The organism is Acinetobacter sp. ABJ-A23_2 (genome assembly GCF_044538765.1).
GTDB lineage: Bacteria > Pseudomonadota > Gammaproteobacteria > Pseudomonadales > Moraxellaceae > Acinetobacter > Acinetobacter nosocomialis_A.
Genome location: NZ_JBIUCP010000045.1, coordinates 15,398 through 31,125 on the forward strand (window position 1 = coordinate 15,398; position 15,728 = coordinate 31,125).

At 39.5% G+C, this 15,728-nt stretch carries 16 protein-coding genes; 4 read left to right on the forward strand and 12 right to left on the reverse strand.

Going from position 1 to position 15,728, the window contains the following annotated elements; genetic code table 11:
- Positions 1 to 6 precede the first annotated feature (6 nt).
- From ACH63V_RS14530 to ACH63V_RS14540, 3 genes are read left to right on the forward strand one after another with little or no spacing between them, the layout of a single operon-like run.
- Positions 7 to 603, forward strand: a complete 597-nt coding sequence (locus ACH63V_RS14530) for an alpha-E domain-containing protein (RefSeq protein WP_396463894.1) — start codon at positions 7 to 9, stop codon at positions 601 to 603.
- Between the two features lie 2 nt (positions 604 to 605).
- The gene (locus ACH63V_RS14535) at positions 606 to 1,385 is read left to right on the forward strand and encodes a transglutaminase domain-containing protein (RefSeq protein WP_396463895.1); all 780 of its coding nucleotides are present in this window, start codon (positions 606 to 608) and stop codon (positions 1,383 to 1,385) included.
- A 16-nt stretch (positions 1,386 to 1,401) separates the two neighbouring features.
- A complete protein-coding gene (locus ACH63V_RS14540; RefSeq protein WP_263614053.1) occupies positions 1,402 to 2,136 on the forward strand; it encodes a proteasome-type protease in 735 nt (244 codons plus the stop codon).
- A gap of 55 nt (positions 2,137 to 2,191) precedes the next feature.
- Here the strand turns inward: ACH63V_RS14540 and alr are convergent, their stop codons facing one another.
- The 12 genes from alr to ppsA form a co-directional block, all read right to left on the reverse strand.
- Positions 2,192 to 3,262, reverse strand: a complete 1,071-nt coding sequence (gene alr, locus ACH63V_RS14545) for an alanine racemase (protein ID WP_396463896.1) — start codon at positions 3,260 to 3,262, stop codon at positions 2,192 to 2,194.
- 32 nt (positions 3,263 to 3,294) lie between these two features.
- The gene (gene dnaB, locus ACH63V_RS14550) at positions 3,295 to 4,740 is read right to left on the reverse strand and encodes a replicative DNA helicase (protein ID WP_263614051.1); all 1,446 of its coding nucleotides are present in this window, start codon (positions 4,738 to 4,740) and stop codon (positions 3,295 to 3,297) included.
- A 201-nt stretch (positions 4,741 to 4,941) separates the two neighbouring features.
- A complete protein-coding gene (gene rplI / locus ACH63V_RS14555) occupies positions 4,942 to 5,388 on the reverse strand; it encodes a 50S ribosomal protein L9 (RefSeq protein ID WP_000382591.1) in 447 nt (148 codons plus the stop codon).
- An 8-nt stretch (positions 5,389 to 5,396) separates the two neighbouring features.
- Positions 5,397 to 5,624, reverse strand: coding sequence for a 30S ribosomal protein S18 (rpsR, locus tag ACH63V_RS14560; protein ID WP_000090661.1), 228 nt, complete (start codon positions 5,622 to 5,624; stop codon positions 5,397 to 5,399).
- Between the two features lie 11 nt (positions 5,625 to 5,635).
- The gene (gene rpsF, locus ACH63V_RS14565) at positions 5,636 to 6,019 is read right to left on the reverse strand and encodes a 30S ribosomal protein S6 (RefSeq protein ID WP_002049107.1); all 384 of its coding nucleotides are present in this window, start codon (positions 6,017 to 6,019) and stop codon (positions 5,636 to 5,638) included.
- Positions 6,020 to 6,200: 181 nt separating this feature from the next.
- Positions 6,201 to 7,079: a heme o synthase gene (gene cyoE, locus ACH63V_RS14570; RefSeq protein WP_151761964.1), complete on the reverse strand. Its 879-nt coding sequence runs from the start codon at positions 7,077 to 7,079 to the stop codon at positions 6,201 to 6,203.
- Between the two features lie 10 nt (positions 7,080 to 7,089).
- A complete protein-coding gene (locus ACH63V_RS14575) occupies positions 7,090 to 7,419 on the reverse strand; it encodes a cytochrome o ubiquinol oxidase subunit IV (RefSeq protein ID WP_000094534.1) in 330 nt (109 codons plus the stop codon).
- On the reverse strand, positions 7,419 to 8,039 hold the full coding sequence (gene cyoC, locus ACH63V_RS14580; RefSeq protein ID WP_002049203.1) for a cytochrome o ubiquinol oxidase subunit III: 621 nt from the start codon (positions 8,037 to 8,039) through the stop codon (positions 7,419 to 7,421). The genes ACH63V_RS14575 and cyoC overlap by 1 nt, the downstream gene beginning before the upstream one ends.
- A 4-nt stretch (positions 8,040 to 8,043) precedes the next feature.
- Positions 8,044 to 10,035 (reverse strand): cytochrome o ubiquinol oxidase subunit I, encoded by a 1,992-nt coding sequence (gene cyoB, locus ACH63V_RS14585; protein ID WP_019458343.1) that lies wholly within the window; start codon positions 10,033 to 10,035, stop codon positions 8,044 to 8,046.
- A gap of 3 nt (positions 10,036 to 10,038) precedes the next feature.
- A complete protein-coding gene (cyoA, locus tag ACH63V_RS14590) occupies positions 10,039 to 11,091 on the reverse strand; it encodes a ubiquinol oxidase subunit II (RefSeq protein ID WP_311087361.1) in 1,053 nt (350 codons plus the stop codon).
- A 317-nt stretch (positions 11,092 to 11,408) separates the two neighbouring features.
- Positions 11,409 to 12,164 (reverse strand): RDD family protein, encoded by a 756-nt coding sequence (locus tag ACH63V_RS14595; protein ID WP_263614049.1) that lies wholly within the window; start codon positions 12,162 to 12,164, stop codon positions 11,409 to 11,411.
- A 64-nt stretch (positions 12,165 to 12,228) separates the two neighbouring features.
- Positions 12,229 to 14,616 carry a phosphoenolpyruvate synthase gene (ppsA, locus tag ACH63V_RS14600; RefSeq protein WP_263614048.1) on the reverse strand — a complete coding sequence of 796 codons (2,388 nt, stop codon included), beginning with the start codon at positions 14,614 to 14,616 and terminating at the stop codon, positions 12,229 to 12,231.
- A gap of 147 nt (positions 14,617 to 14,763) precedes the next feature.
- Here ppsA and ACH63V_RS14605 point away from each other — a divergent pair, with 147 nt between their 5' ends.
- Positions 14,764 to 15,600, forward strand: coding sequence for a pyruvate, water dikinase regulatory protein (locus ACH63V_RS14605; RefSeq protein ID WP_263614047.1), 837 nt, complete (start codon positions 14,764 to 14,766; stop codon positions 15,598 to 15,600).
- The last annotated feature ends 128 nt before the right edge of the window (positions 15,601 to 15,728 follow it).

Below are 15,728 nucleotides of genomic sequence, written 5' to 3' on the forward strand. Positions count from 1 at the left end.
ACATTTATGGTTTTACTCAATTCGAGTGCACACCACATTTATTGGTTGGGCCGTTATTTAATGCGGATTAAATTTGCTGTATCACACTTGCCATTTACAGATGATGAAAAAGCAACTCAATTTGCAGCAGCATTTGGGCTGGTCATTGATCAAGCAGAATTACTGAATTGCTATATGTTAGATACGAAACAAACATATTCGTTACTGAACCAATTCGTTATTGCTAAAGATAATATTCAGGAGTTAAGAGGAATATTATCTTCGAGCGCTTATGCGGAATTGAATCATGCGATTAAGTCTATTCAAGCTCATCCTAATTCATTAAGACAGGCTCTAACTAAATGTAATCAAATACTCGATGCTGAACATGAAGATATAGCGTTATTCTTACATTTAGGACAAAAGATAGAACAATTCGATATACAACTACGTTTTCAGCAAGATCTTACAGGTCTTTTACAGGAGCTAGATAAATTACTTCAACGGTTGAATGATTTAGGGTGGAATAGACTTAATCAATCGTGGCAATTATTAAAAGATCATCCGACTTGGGATGCTTATTATAATTTTACTCAGCAGCTGGAATATATGTTCGAGGCATGATTATGAAATTGATGGTTAATCATCAAACACATTATAACTATACTGAAACTGCGAAAAACAGCATTCAGTATATTAAAATGATGCCTCAAACATCGCTGCATCAACATGTTGTAAATTGGGCAATCAGCGTTCCAGGTGATAAAACACTGAAAAAAGATATTTTTAATAATGTCTGGTTAACTGCTACTCAGCGTTATGAATATCAACATCTCACTTTCATGGCGCAGGGTATTGTAGAGCTTCTAAATACAGAAATAGGTGGGGTAGATGTACCTATACCAACCAATCTATTTCTTCAAAGTACAGAAGTGACTAAATATGATTCTGAAATGTTGGATTTTGCCCAGAAAATTGTAACTGTTAAAGATCGACAGCATATTGCCTTGCTTAGCGAAAATATTTTGCAAAAGATGCCATATCAACCAGATAGTACATCTGTTCATACCACTGCTACACAAGCTTTTCACACAGCTCAAGGGGTATGCCAAGATCATGCACATGTTTTAATCGCTATGTGTCGTGCGTTACAATTACCAGCACGCTATGTCTCTGGTTACCTATTTGATCAAAACTATCCGCACCTTGCCAGTCACGCTTGGGCGGAGGTATTTTTAGATAATCAGTGGTATTGTTTTGATGTAAGCAATCAATTGTTTACGCCAAAGCATCATATTTATCTGGCAGTTGGACGGGACTATCTTGATGTTGCCCCAATTCGGGGGGTGCGAGAGCAAGGTGGTAGTGAAAATATGATGTCTGTGGTTCAAGTGCTGGCTTGTTGAATGTAAAGAGAACGAAATGACCTATTGTTGTGCGCTGAGATTAGAACAGGGTTTGGTGTTTATAAGTGACACTCGAACTAATGCCGGGGTCGATCATATTTCTGTGTTTCGTAAATTGCATACTTTTGGTGTGACGGGAGAGCGGTTTATTGCCTTGCAAACAGCAGGTAATTTAGCAACGACACAAGCGGTTATTGGGCATTTGCAAAATGCGCTTACTTTGCAGCAAGAGCCTAATTTATATAGCATTAATACAATGTTTGAAGTGGCTGATTTAGTGGGTAAAACTTTAAAAAATGTTTTAGAAGATATTAGCTCAGATACTCAAGAACAAATGAATTATGCTTGTAGTATTTTGGTGGGTGGGCAAATCAAAGGCGGCGATATGCAGCTTTATAATGTTTATCCGCAAGGTAATTTTATTTGTGCTACAACGGACACACCTTACTTTCAAATTGGTGAAAGTAAATATGGTAAGCCTATTTTAGATCGTGCTTTATATTATGCGATGCCGTTGGATGATGCACTGCGTTGTAGTTTAATCTCATTTGACTCAACACTACGTTCTAATGTTTCGGTAGGTTTGCCATTAGATGCGCTGGTCTATAGTAAAGACAGTTTTGTGATCCCTATGGGTAAACGAATTAGTGAAGACGATCCGTATTTTTCACAAATTAGTCGGCAATGGTCGGATACTTTGCGCCGTGGTTTACAAGAAATGCCAAAACCTACAGATGATTACTGGCGTTAAAAGTGACTTCAAATAAAAAATCCAAGCAAGCTTGGATTTTTTATTTATTCAATTATTAAGAGCTTTGACGGACTGGACGAGTACTTAAGCGGCAAAGTAGTTCATAACCAATTGTGCCGTTTGCTTCAGCGACATCATCAACCAAACGTTGATTGCCCCAAAGTTCAACTTGGGTACCAAGCTTTACTTGAGTATTTGTGACATCAATTGCAATCATGTCCATACTTACACGACCAACTACTGGACAAAGTTTGCCATCAATAGCAACAAAGTTTTGCTTTATATAAGCTCGTGGATAACCATCCCCGTATCCAATAGAAACTATTGCGATATCCATAGCCTTTTGAGCGCAAAAAGTAGAACCATAACCAACATGTTCACCAGCTTGAATATAATTTAACGCGATAACTTCTGCTGTGAAAGTCATGACTGGTTTTAAATCAAGCTCATGCACTGTTTTATCTGCAAAAGGTGAAGCACCGTAGAGCATAATACCCGGCCGTACATAGTCAAAATTCAGTTCTGGCCATTTAAAAATAGCAGCTGAATTACAGCAAGATGCTAAAACTGGATCACAAGCTTGTTTAACATGCAAAAATTGCTGTTTTTGCTGTTCGTTTAATGGATGGTCTACATCTGCGTTTGCAAAATGCATCGCGAGTACACATGTAAAACCTTCAGATTTTAAGGTTTTAATTACTTCAATAATTTCTGGATTCTTAAAGCCTAAACGGTTCATACCGCTATTTAGCTTAACCCAAACTTTTAAGCCTTGAGCGATATAGGCTTGTTTATGTTTAATTAACCACTCAAACTGTTGTTGATGGTGAATTACACATTCAAATTTTTCTTCAATTGCGATAGGCATTTCATCTTCAGAAAATACTCCCTCAATTAAAGTCACGGGTTGCTTGAATCCGAGTTGTCGGATTTCTAAGCCTTCTTGTAGACAGGCGACACCAAAGGCATCTGAGGTATTTAAGGCTGCTAAACAGTCTTTGACTCCATGTCCGTAAGCATTAGCTTTTACCATACTTACGATTTTTGAATTTGCTGCGAGTTGTTTGACACGGTTTAAATTATATTGAAGCGCTTGGCGATCAATATAAACTGTTGCTTGACGCACCCTCATTTACTCCTTTGGGCTAGAGATAGAGTTTATTCTTCATCATCATATTGGCTGTAATACTCAGGAGAGAGATTACTAAATCGGGTATATTGACCTTCAAAGGCAAGACGAACAGTACCAATTGGACCATTACGCTGTTTACCGATGATAATTTCTGCGGTACCTGCTTCTTTAGATTCTTTGTTATAGACTTCGTCACGGTAAATGAACATGATTAAGTCGGCATCCTGCTCAATCGCACCCGATTCACGTAAGTCAGACATTACTGGGCGCTTGTTTGGTCGGTTTTCCAGACTTCGGTTAAGCTGAGATAGTGCAATCACAGGGCAGTTCATTTCTTTAGCTAAAGCTTTTAAGCTACGTGAAATTTCCGAGATCTCGCCAACACGGTTGTCACCCATACCCGGAACTTTCATGAGCTGTAAATAGTCGACCATGATACAGCCGATTTTGCCATCATGCATTTTGGCAACGCGGCGAGCACGGGCACGGAGTTCGGTTGGAGGTAAGGCTGACGAGTCATCAATATACAAATGCATTTGCTGAAGTTGCAGGATGGTACCTGTAACTTTAGTCCATTCATCGGCATCTAAGTTACCAGAACGTAAATGTCCTTGGTGAACTTTACCCATTGCCGAAATTAGACGCATTGCAATTGAGTCTGCTGGCATCTCCATAGAAAATACCAGAGCAGGGAGTTGGTTGTATTGTAAGACGCTTTCAACCAAGTTCATTGCAAATGTAGTTTTACCCATAGATGGACGTGCAGCGACAATAATTAAATCTCCAGGTTGCATACCGGAAGTTTTATTATCAAGTTCTAAGAAGCCTGTGGTTAAACCCGTAATATTTCCATCAAGTTTTGAAAGCTCATCAAGTTTGCTAATAACGTCAGCAGTTACAGAGCTAATTGCTTTAGGGCCAGAATCTTTCTTATTGTTATTATGCTGTTCTGCTAAAGAGAAGATACTGGTTTCAGCCAAATCTAAAATTTCACTAACACCGCGACCTTTTGTGTCATAAGCATTCTGTAAAATTTCAGTACTGACTTTAATCATGCTACGCAGGGTGGAAAATTCTTTAATTTTAGTTGCATAAGTTTCAAGGTTATAGAAACTCGATGGTGAATCAGCCATAAGCTGCATCAAATATTCTTCGCCACCGATTGCACTAAGTAAATTTTGTTTTAAAAGCCAGTCATTCACTAAGACCGCATCGTACGGTGAATTTTCCTGTGCTAGTTTTTCAATCGCGCGATAAATATATTTATGACGAGTGGCATAAAAATCATTTTCTTTGAGGAGATCACTGACTTGCTCAAAAGATTCAGCAACGGTCATCAGCGCAGCAAGCACAGCTTGCTCGATGGCTAAATTGTGTGGGGGAGTGCGAAACTCTTTAAGTTGGCCTGATTCACTCGTCTTATTTTCTGTTGGAGATGAAAGCGTTAAAGAAGTGGCATTCGCCTGAGACATAATTAGACCTGATGATAAAATGTGTGCACAAAAAAGGGTTTTAAGCCGAGAACTATCTTAAAACAAAAATAAATAAACTACCTAATTAAAAAACCAATTAAACTGAAGAACTGATCAGGAATTAATATATCTAATTTTATTGCATAAATTTAAGAGATAAAAAAAGAGCATGCGTGAGCATGCTCTTTTTTTGATGAGAAATTACTCAGATACGATAGTAACGAGAACTTCTGCAACAACATCATGATGCAATTGGATTGCGATGTTGAATTCACCAGTGTGACGAAGCGCACCGTTTGGTAAACGAACTTCTGCACGGTCAACTGTAAGACCAGCATTCGTTAACGCGTCAGCGATGTCACGAGTACCGATAGAACCGAAGAGTTTACCTTCGTCACCAGCTTTAGCAGTGATAACGATGTTAACTTCGTTCAATTGTTCAGCACGTGCTTGAGCAGCAGCTAAAACTTCAGCTTCTTGCTTCTCAAGTTCAGCACGACGAGCTTCGAAAGCAGCAGTGTTAGCTTCAGTAGCTGCAACTGCTTTACCTTGAGGGATAAGGAAGTTACGGCCGTAACCAGCTTTAACTGATACTTTATCGCCTAATTTACCAAGGTTCTTAATGCGTTGTAATAAGATAACGTCCACAGATCACCTCACTTATGGTTGTCAGTGTACGGAATCAAAGACAAATAGCGAGCTTGTTTGATAGCAAGTGCTAATTGACGTTGATAACGAGCTTTAGTACCAGTGATACGGCTAGGAACAATCTTGCCGTTTTCAGTGATGTACTGTTTTAAAGTGTCGATATCTTTGTAGTCGATGTACGCAACATTCTCAGCTGTAAAGCGGCAGAACTTGCGACGACGGTAAAAACGTGCCATTGATGTTCTCCTTATTCAGCTTCTTGAGCAACTTGCTGTGCTTCTTCACGTTGAGCTTTACGCGCACGCTTTTCTTCAGCACTCTTAGCAAGCAATGACTCTTCAGTGATTGCGTGTTCACGACGGATGATAAGGTTACGAATGATCGCGTCGTTATAACGGAATAATTCTTCTAACTCATCAAGCGTAGTTTGACCACATTCAACATTCATAAGAATGTAGTGCGCTTTGTGAATTTTGTTAATTGGGTAAGCCAATTGACGACGGCCCCAATCTTCTAAACGGTGAATTTGACCATCAGCTTCTTTGATCTGAGAGATATAGCGTTCAACCATACCTACAACTTGATCGCTTTGGTCTGGATGTACCAAAAGTACGATTTCGTAATGACGCATTGTCAGCTCCTTACGGTTTAAACAGCCCCTAAAAAATTAGAAGCAAGGAGTCATAGCTAAAATAATAATAGCTACGTCGCAAAAAATGCGAAGGCTGAATTATAGGTAAAAATTAGACTAAAAACAAATCTTTTGATAAGAAATATAAAAAGTTGTTTTTGAGGAGGAAATCCTCCCTTAATTAAAAGAGAGGAAGATTTGGAGCAGGGGATTGATAGGTAAAGCTAAAGCTCAAACTTAACAGGGTAATTAGTATGACCGAGTAGAGGAAAAAACGTTTAGCCCATAGTTGGTCGTTTTCGGCTTTGAATCCAATAATCGATAAATAGAACCAGTATGCAGTCAAAGCATTAAAGGTAATTAAAAAGAATACATTGGTATAACCAAAACAATATAACCCATTCAAAACAGCTGCAAATAACAGGATATATATTACACATTCAATTTTCGTACGATAAATAGAACGTGCTACAGGCAAGATTGGAATTCCCGCATTTTTGTAATCATCAAAACGATAAATTGCAATTGCCCAAGAGTGGGGCATTTGCCATAAACCGTATGCTAAAAACAAAAGCAAGGCTGCCACATCAAATTGATGAGTTACTGCTGTATAACCAATAACAGGAGGACTCGCTCCGGAGATACTACCAATAACGGTTTGATGGATTGAGGTACGTTTGGTCCACAAGCTATAAAAACCGACATAGACAACAAAACCAATTACTGCAAACAAAAATGCGTAGCCATTTACACCAAACCACAAAATGCCAAAACCAATTAATCCAAGTACGAATGCATATATAAGTGCAACAGTAGGAGAGATGGTTTTTTTAACAAGGGCGCGGTTTTGAGTGCGCTGCATCTTTGTATCAATATCTTGATCAATAACATTATTGACGACACAACCTGAAGCAACAACTAACGTTGTTCCAATAAGAGTGAGCAATAATAATAAGATGTCTATAGAGCCTTGGGCGGCTAAGAAGAAGCCGCCCAAGGTGGTAATGAAATTACCGAAGAGAATTCCTGGTTTAGTCAGGAATAAATACTTTCTCAACATGACAATCAGTTTAGATCATCATATTGTAGTGAAGGTAATTCATAATCCACACAGAACCGATTAAAAGTACAGCGATACATAGGATTGTGTAGATAAATGCAATCATATTCCAACGTTGTTCAGATGATGTATTCATGTGTAAGAAGTACACAAGCTGTACAAGAACCTGAGCAACGGCAGTAATTGCAATCACTGTAACTAAAAGACCGCGGCTAAAACCACCTGCCATCACCATCCCGAATGGGATGATGGTAAGAATAACAGATAGAATAAAACCTACAGTGTATTGCTTAAAGTTACCGTGTGACGCACCAGCAGCATTATGCTCATGACTACTCATTAGAGAACTCCCAGTAAGTAAACGACGCTGAATACACAGATCCAAACGATGTCAAGGAAGTGCCAGAACAAGCTTAAACAAGCAAGACGACGTGTATTCGGTAAAGTCAAACCTTTAGTTTTGATTTGATACATCAATACTAACATCCACACTAAACCAGAAGTTACGTGGATACCGTGCGTACCAACCAAAGTAAAGAACGATGACAAGAATGCACTGTGAGTTGGACCATGACCTTCCTCTACAAGGTGATGGAATTCATAGAGCTCCATACCGATGAAGGTTGCACCAAAAAGGAATGTAATAAATAACCAAGTGATCACTTGATTTACATTCTTTTTATAAGATGCAAGTACAGCAAAACCGAATGTTACCGATGAAATCAATAAGGCAAATGTTTCAGTTAACACATAGCCTAATGAGTTATGGAACAGGTCATATGCACTTGGAGTCCCTGCTGGAACATGACTGCTTAATACAGCGAACGCAATGAAGAGTGATCCGAAAAGAATCAAGTCACTCATCAAGTATGTCCAGAAACCAAAGACCGTTAAATCTGTATCATCATGTTCATGATGACCATCGTGGCCATGGTTGTCGTGATGAAGTACTTCAGCCATTTCCTTAGTCCTTCTTCAAGTGTTTTTCAAGTAAAGCATAGCGTTCGTTTTCAATACGCTCAACTTCAGCAGCTGGAACATAGTAATCAACATTCTTAGTGAATGAGCTTACGATCAAGCTAACAACAGCTGAAACGAATGAAACAACAACGAGCCACCAAACATGCCAAATGAGTGCAAAGCCAAGAAGAGTAATGAACATTGCAATGACAAAACCAGCAGCACGATCAGTCGGCATGTGGATGTCTTCATATTTAGTGTTACGTGCGTATGCTACACCATTTTCTTTGTCAGTCCAGAAACGGTCAACACCGCTTGCATCTGGTTCATGCGCAAAGTTATAGAATGGAGCAGGGGAAGAAGTTGCCCACTCAAGCGTACGAGCATCCCATGGATCGCCTGTAAGGTCCATGTTGTCTTTGCGTTGTAAGAAACCAACGATGATTTGCATTAAGAAACATGCAATACCAATAGCAACAAGAACAGCACCAAATAATGCAATCGCAAGGTATGGGTCCCATTCAGGGTTGTCATATGTATTCAAACGACGAGTCATACCCATGAAACCAAGGATATAAAGTGGCATGAATGCAAAATAGAAACCAAAGAACCAGAACCAGAACGCAGCTTTACCCCATGCTTCATTGAGCTTCCAACCAAACATTTTCGGCCAGTAATAAATGATGCCGGCAAACATACCAAACACCACACCACCGATAATTACGTTATGGAAGTGAGCGATCAAGAATAATGAGTTGTGTACTAAGAAGTCCGCAGGTGGAACAGCCATAAGTACACCAGTTAAACCACCGATACCGAATGTTACAAGGAAGCCAAGCGTCCATAACATTGGAGTAGTAAAGGTGATGCGACCTTTATACATGGTGAATAACCAAGAGAAGATTTTCACACCAGTAGGAATCGCAATAACCATGGTCATGATACCGAAGAACGCGTTAACGTTCGCACCAGCACCCATGGTGAAGAAGTGGTGAAGCCATACAACAAACGCAAGAACAGTAATCGCGATAGTTGCATACACCATAGACTTGTAACCGAACAACGCTTTACGAGAGAAGGTTGCAACGATTTCTGAGTATAGACCAAATGCTGGCAATACCAAGATATATACTTCAGGGTGACCCCATGTCCAGATCAAGTTCACATAAAGCATTGGGCTACCGCCAAGCTCATTTGTGAAGAAATGGAAGCCGAAGTAACGGTCTAGAGTAAGCATTGCAAGTGTACCTGTTAATACAGGGAATGATGCAATGATTAATACAGCCGTACAAAGCGAAGTCCACGTGAAAATAGGCATGTCCATTAATTTCATGCCAGGTGCACGCATTTTAATGATGGTAACGAAGAAGTTAACACCAGATAAAAGCGTACCTAGACCAGAAACCTGAAGTGCCCAGATATAGTAGTCAACACCTACACCAGGAGAATATTGAATGCCAGATAGAGGAGGGTAAGCCATCCAACCAGTCGCAGCAAATTCACCTAATACAAGTGAAAGCATCATTAAACCAGCAGCACCAGCGAATAACCAGAAGCTTAAAGAGTTTAATAATGGGAAAGCAACGTCACGAGCACCAATCTGTAAAGGTACAGAGATGTTCATCATACCTACAACGAGACCCATTGCTACGAAGAAGATCATGATTACACCGTGTGCGGTGAAGATCTGGTCATAGTGGTCAGGATGTAAATAACCTTCGCCGCCGCCTTTAGCGAGGAAAAGTTGTAAACGCATCATGATCGCATCGGCGAAACCACGCAAAAGCATGACAACAGATACGATGATATACATGATACCAATTTTCTTATGGTCTACTGTAATAAACCACTCATTCCACAAATATCCCCATTTTTTGAAATAGGTGATACCGCCAAGCACTGCAATTGCACCAATTGCCATAAGGACCATGGTGACAAGTACGATTGGCTCTGTCGGGATAGAGTCCCAACCCAGTTTACCAAAAATCATATCCATGTCTTATTCCCCTTGAGCAGCGTGTTCAGCTGCAGCATGAGTGTCAGCTGTTGCGTGTTCAGCAGAGTGGTCAACACCATGATAGTTACTCATATAATGGTTGATAACTGTTTCAAACAGTTTTGGTTCAACTGAAGAGTAATAAGTCACAGGGTGCGGCTTAGTCGGGAACGGTTTCATCGCTTCTGCTTTAGCAAGCGCTTCTTGATCACCAGCAGCTTTAGCACGATTTACTAAATGCTCGATTTGGTGCTTAGAACGATCGCCATCACGTAAGGTTGCCAATTCAGCTTGGTCAAGCGTAGCTTTTTGAATTGCTTCTGGATTAATGGTTGAACCATTACCTGCTTTAACAGCTGCTACCCATTCGTTGAATTGTTGCTCTGTAACGCTATGCGCTTTGAAACGCATTTGAGAGAAACCATAGCCTGAGTAGTTAGAAGAGAAACCACGATATACACCAGTTTCATTTGCTAACAAATGAAGGTGAGTTTGCATACCTGCCATTGCGTAAATCTGACCGCCTAACTGTGGAATGAAGAATGAGTTCATTGTGAAGTTAGAAGTGATTTTGAAGCTTAACGGAGTTTTTTCTGGGAAACGTACTTCGTTAACAGTCGCAATGTTTTGTTCAGGATAAATAAAAATCCACTTGAACTGTTCAGCAATAACCTGAATAGTTAAAGGTGCTTTATCTGATTCTAAAGGACGGTATGGGTCATACTTGTGGGAACCCCACCAAGTTAACCAAGCTAAAATACCAATAATAATGACAGGGATACCCCATACTACAACTTCAATTGCAGTTGAGTGTGCCCATGTAGGTTTATAGTCTGCATCTTTATTTGACGCACGATATTTCCAACCAAACCATAATGCCATGATGATTGAAGGAATCACCACAAGTAACATTAAATAGATCGCAGTCATCATAAGGTCACTTTGACCTTGACCAACTGGACCTTTAGAGTTTAGAAGTACCATATCACCACCACACCCAGTCAAAAGTGCGGCAAGCGTTGATAAAGACAATACAGCTAAAATCGTTTGTCTCATTTTACAACCTCGGTGAAGAGTCCCATTCCCTAATTAAATATGGGATAGCGATTAAAGTGTCGCATGATTGAGAATGCTAGTCTTAAAAAATTAGACTTCTCAATGATGCGACACCGCTACGTTGTAGGGCATTATGCCTCATATCGACAAACTAAGCTACACATAAAGCAGCTTGAAATAATTGTTTTAAAACCCGATTTTTTTTGTAGGGTATTGAATCGCGATAGAGCTTTTATTTAAATATCAACTCTCTATAGAAAAAAAGGAGGCGGGGTGCCTCCTTTTTTTTAGACATTAAATGAATGAGTCATTCACTATCATTTGATCACTTTTGTTCTTGCAATTTTGTCATGTAGAGCTTGACGCTTTTGTCCTAATGCAAAAGCATAGTCAATAATTGTACTAATTGGCATAAACAGTAAGTTTAATATAATGAAAACGATACTTCTGAGTAAGAAGATACGCGTTAAATTAACTTTGCCATTCGTTTCAGCATCGACAATTCTAATTCCAACAATTTTTTTGCCAATACTTTGTCCAAATTTGGTCAACAAAAATGCTTGAATAGCGAGCATTATTACTACATAGAGTAACATTGTATGCCACGCTTCAATTGGAATAAGTGTAAAAAGCTGCTGTTGAAGTTCAGCTGCTTTAGTTGATGCAACTTCTGCAGACTGCATCTGTTTTTGTAACTCAAAAAGTTGTTTATATTGAGCTTCATTAAAGAAAAAAGATGGAATGGCTGCAATAGGTAGCCAAAGTAATAAGTCAATAATTTTTGCAAGCGCACGAGATGAAATTGAAGCAAGCTCATGTGGTTTAGCTTCAACACGAATTTGCTGAATTGTCTCGTTATAAGGCGTATTTGTATTTGCTGAAAAAGCAGAATAACCCGTAGGTTGATATACAAGTTTACCTTGGGTTAATTCTCCTAAAGCTTTCCATTCTGTCATGCCTTCATGCCAAGCTAAATCAGTGAGTAAAACTTGTTGGCTTGCCAACATTTGATTTAGTTGTTCTAAGGTATAAGGCCCAGCTTGTTGATTATTACGTGCCAAGTAAATTTGCATAAGTAAAAATTCTCTATTCTAAAGATGAAAAAAGACCCACGGATGGGTCTTTTTCTATAACAAATTAGATTTGCTTGATTTTTTCTTCAGCAAGGAAGAACCATGTATCTAAAACTGAGTCAGGGTTTAGAGATACTGATTCAATACCTTGTTCCATTAACCATTTCGCAAGGTCAGGGTGGTCAGATGGTCCTTGACCACAGATACCCACATATTTACCAGCTTTGCGACAAGCATGAATTGCCATAGAAAGAAGAGCTTTTACGGCTGCATCACGTTCGTCAAACAAGTGAGAAACAATACCTGAGTCACGGTCAAGACCAAGTGTTAATTGAGTTAAGTCGTTAGAACCGATAGAGAAACCATCAAAATGTTCAAGGAATTGTTCAGCTAACAATGCGTTAGTTGGTAATTCACACATCATGATTACTTTTAAACCATTCTCACCACGTTTCAAGCCATTCTGAGCAAGTAACTCAATTACGCGTTTTGCTTCAGAAACGGTGCGTACGAATGGGATCATGATTTGGATGTTAGTGAGGCCCATTTCATCACGAACTTTCTTAAGTGCACGGCATTCGAGTTCGAAACAATCACGGAAGTTGTCCGAAACATAACGGCTTGCACCACGGAAACCAAGCATTGGGTTTTCTTCTTCTGGCTCGTATAACTTACCGCCAATAAGGTTTGCATATTCGTTTGACTTAAAGTCAGACATACGAACAATGACTGGTTTGTCAGCAAAAGCAGCTGCAAGTGTTGCAATACCTTCAACTAGCTTTTCAACATAGAATTCTACAGGTGATGCATAGCCAGCTGTACGTGTCATTACAGCAGCACGAGTTTCACGAGGTAAGCTTTCAATGTTAAGAAGGGCTTTAGGGTGAACACCGATCATGCGGTTAATAATGAACTCTAAACGAGCAAGACCAATACCTTCGTTTGGAATTTGAGCAAAGTCAAAAGCTCGGTCAGGGTTACCTACGTTCATCATAATTTTGAATGAAAGTTTCGGCATAGACTCAACAGAGTTACGTTGAACTTCAAAGTCTAACGCACCTTCGTAGATGAAACCGGTATCACCTTCAGCACAAGAAACAGTAACTTCTTGACCATCAGTCAATACTTCTGTTGCGTTACCACAACCTACAATTGCCGGTACACCAAGTTCACGTGCAATAATTGCAGCGTGACAAGTACGGCCACCACGGTTAGTAATAATAGCAGCAGCGCGTTTCATTACTGGTTCCCAATCTGGGTCAGTCATGTCTGATACAAGTACATCACCGTCTTGTACTTTGTCCATTTCTTTAATTGAGTTAACAATACGGACTTTACCAGAACCGATACGTTGACCAATTGAACGACCTTCACAAAGTACTGTACCTTTTTGCTTGAGAAGGTAACGTTCCATTGTGCCAACATTTTGACGGCTTTTTACAGTTTCTGGACGAGCTTGAACAATATAGATTTGACCATCGTCACCATCTTTTGCCCACTCGATATCCATTGGAGCGCCATAGTGCTGCTCAATAATAAGCGCTTGTTTAGCTAACTCTTGTAATTCGTGGTCATTTAATGCGAACTGTTGACGTTCTTGTTTTTCAACATCAACAACAACAACAGATTTACCTGCTGAACCTTCTTCACCATAAATCATTTTCTGGTGCTTAGAGCCGAGGTTACGGCGTAATACCGCATGTTTGCCCGCATTTAATAATGGTTTAGATAGGTAGAATTCGTCAGGGTTAACGGCACCTTGTACAACCATTTCACCTAAACCGTAAGATGCAGTAATAAATACGACATCACGGAAACCAGACTCGGTATCAAGGGTAAACATTACACCCGCAGCGCCAGTTTCAGAGCGCACCATACGCTGAACACCTGCAGACAATGCGACAACATCATGATCGAACCCTTGGTGTACACGATAAGAAATAGCACGGTCATTATATAAAGACGCAAATACTTCTTTAATGGCGATAAGTACGTTATCAATACCGCGAATATTCAAGAAAGTTTCTTGTTGACCCGCGAAAGATGCATCTGGTAAATCTTCAGCAGTTGCAGATGAACGAACGGCAACCGCGATATCAGGGTTGCCGTTAGAAAGTTCTGTAAAAGCGGCGCGAATTTCTTGTTCTAAGGTTGCAGTGAGTGGAGTCTCTACAATCCATTGACGAATTTTAGCGCCTGTTTCTGCAAGTGCATTTACGTCATCAACGTTAAGCTGTGCAAGTTCTGCTTGAATTCGAGCGTTAAGACCGCTTTGGTCTAAGAACTCACGATAGGCCTGAGCAGTAGTTGCAAAACCACCAGGTACCGATACACCAGCATTTGATAAATGGCTGATCATTTCACCCAAAGATGAGTTTTTCCCACCTACGAGTTCGACATCGTGTTTCCCTAATTTTTCTAGACCGATTACGCGCGCTTCCAAAGTTTTCACTCCACTTTTGCAGTATTAATGTCTATCTTGGCATGAAATTATAAAAATAAAGTGCTTAGTTGAGAATTATACTAAGCGACAGTCATGTAAGATCAGTTTACTATAAAGATTATATAGCACTAAGACAAATGTTTAAGGAGAATTTTAATGTCAGAAAGTAAACAGTTTAGACGGAGCGTTTTTTTTATTTCTGATGGAACTGCAATTACTGCCGAGACTCTTGGACATTCGTTATTAGCCCAATTTCCTAATGTGGATTTTGATATTCACATCATGCCTTATATCACAACTGAAGAAGCAGCAATGGCGGTTGTGGTTGAGATTAATAAATGCCAAACCCGAGATGGATGCCTACCATTAGTATTTGATACTTTAGTTGATCCGCATGTGCGAGAAATTATTAATACGGCTAAAGCGGTTAATTTGGATGTGTTTGAAGGATTAATTAGTAAGCTAGAGCAGGAGCTTGGAACACCACCAACGACGCTGGTTGGGCAAACACATGCGGTAACCGATTCAGAATATTATAAAGCTCGTATTGATGCCGTTCATTTCGCGCTTGATAACGATGATGGTGCACGCACCCGCCACTATGACAAAGCCGATTTAATTTTAATTGGCGTGTCTCGTTCTGGAAAAACACCAACTTCCATTTATCTGTCTTTGCAGTTCGGGATTCGTGTTGCTAACTATCCTTTAACAGAAGAAGATTTAGATGATAACCGCCTACCAGCGGTATTAAGAGAACACCGTAGTAAGCTTTTTGGTTTAATGATTGATGCGGAACGTTTAGTTGCTATTCGAAGTGAACGTAAAGCAAATAGTCGATATGCGAGTTTTAGTCAGTGCCAAATGGAATTAAGAGCGATTGAAGGTATTTATATTTCAGAAGGTATTAAATATTTAAATGTTACTGAAATGTCAATTGAAGAAATCTCTACTCGTATTTTACAAATGACTGGTTTAAAACGTCGTATCGGTTAATTAAATCAATTATTTATTGTAACCATTCAATTTGAATACTATTAATGTAATTGGATTGAATGGTTTTAAAATTTATGAACATATTAAAAATAAAAGTTTTAAATATAAAACGCTAGGTTAATAAATGG

Bases quoted from the DNA above. Each gene is read 5' to 3' on its own strand.
- ACH63V_RS14605 (WP_263614047.1), top strand. From the start codon at position 14,764: ATGTCAGAAAGTAAACAGTTTAGACGGAGCGTTTTTTTTATTTCTGAT.
- ACH63V_RS14535 (WP_396463895.1), top strand. From the start codon at position 606: ATGAAATTGATGGTTAATCATCAAACACATTATAACTATACTGAAACT.
- ACH63V_RS14575 (WP_000094534.1), bottom strand. From the start codon at position 7,419: ATGAGTAGTCATGAGCATAATGCTGCTGGTGCGTCACACGGTAACTTT.
- rpsR (WP_000090661.1), bottom strand. From the start codon at position 5,624: ATGGCACGTTTTTACCGTCGTCGCAAGTTCTGCCGCTTTACAGCTGAG.
- cyoE (WP_151761964.1), bottom strand. From the start codon at position 7,079: ATGTTGAGAAAGTATTTATTCCTGACTAAACCAGGAATTCTCTTCGGT.
- ACH63V_RS14530 (WP_396463894.1), top strand. From the start codon at position 7: ATGGTTTTACTCAATTCGAGTGCACACCACATTTATTGGTTGGGCCGT.
- rpsF (WP_002049107.1), bottom strand. From the start codon at position 6,019: ATGCGTCATTACGAAATCGTACTTTTGGTACATCCAGACCAAAGCGAT.
- ACH63V_RS14595 (WP_263614049.1), bottom strand. From the start codon at position 12,164: ATGCAAATTTACTTGGCACGTAATAATCAACAAGCTGGGCCTTATACC.
- cyoA (WP_311087361.1), bottom strand. From the start codon at position 11,091: ATGAGACAAACGATTTTAGCTGTATTGTCTTTATCAACGCTTGCCGCA.
- dnaB (WP_263614051.1), bottom strand. From the start codon at position 4,740: ATGTCTCAGGCGAATGCCACTTCTTTAACGCTTTCATCTCCAACAGAA.
- ACH63V_RS14540 (WP_263614053.1), top strand. From the start codon at position 1,402: ATGACCTATTGTTGTGCGCTGAGATTAGAACAGGGTTTGGTGTTTATA.
- cyoB (WP_019458343.1), bottom strand. From the start codon at position 10,035: ATGGATATGATTTTTGGTAAACTGGGTTGGGACTCTATCCCGACAGAG.
- cyoC (WP_002049203.1), bottom strand. From the start codon at position 8,039: ATGGCTGAAGTACTTCATCACGACAACCATGGCCACGATGGTCATCAT.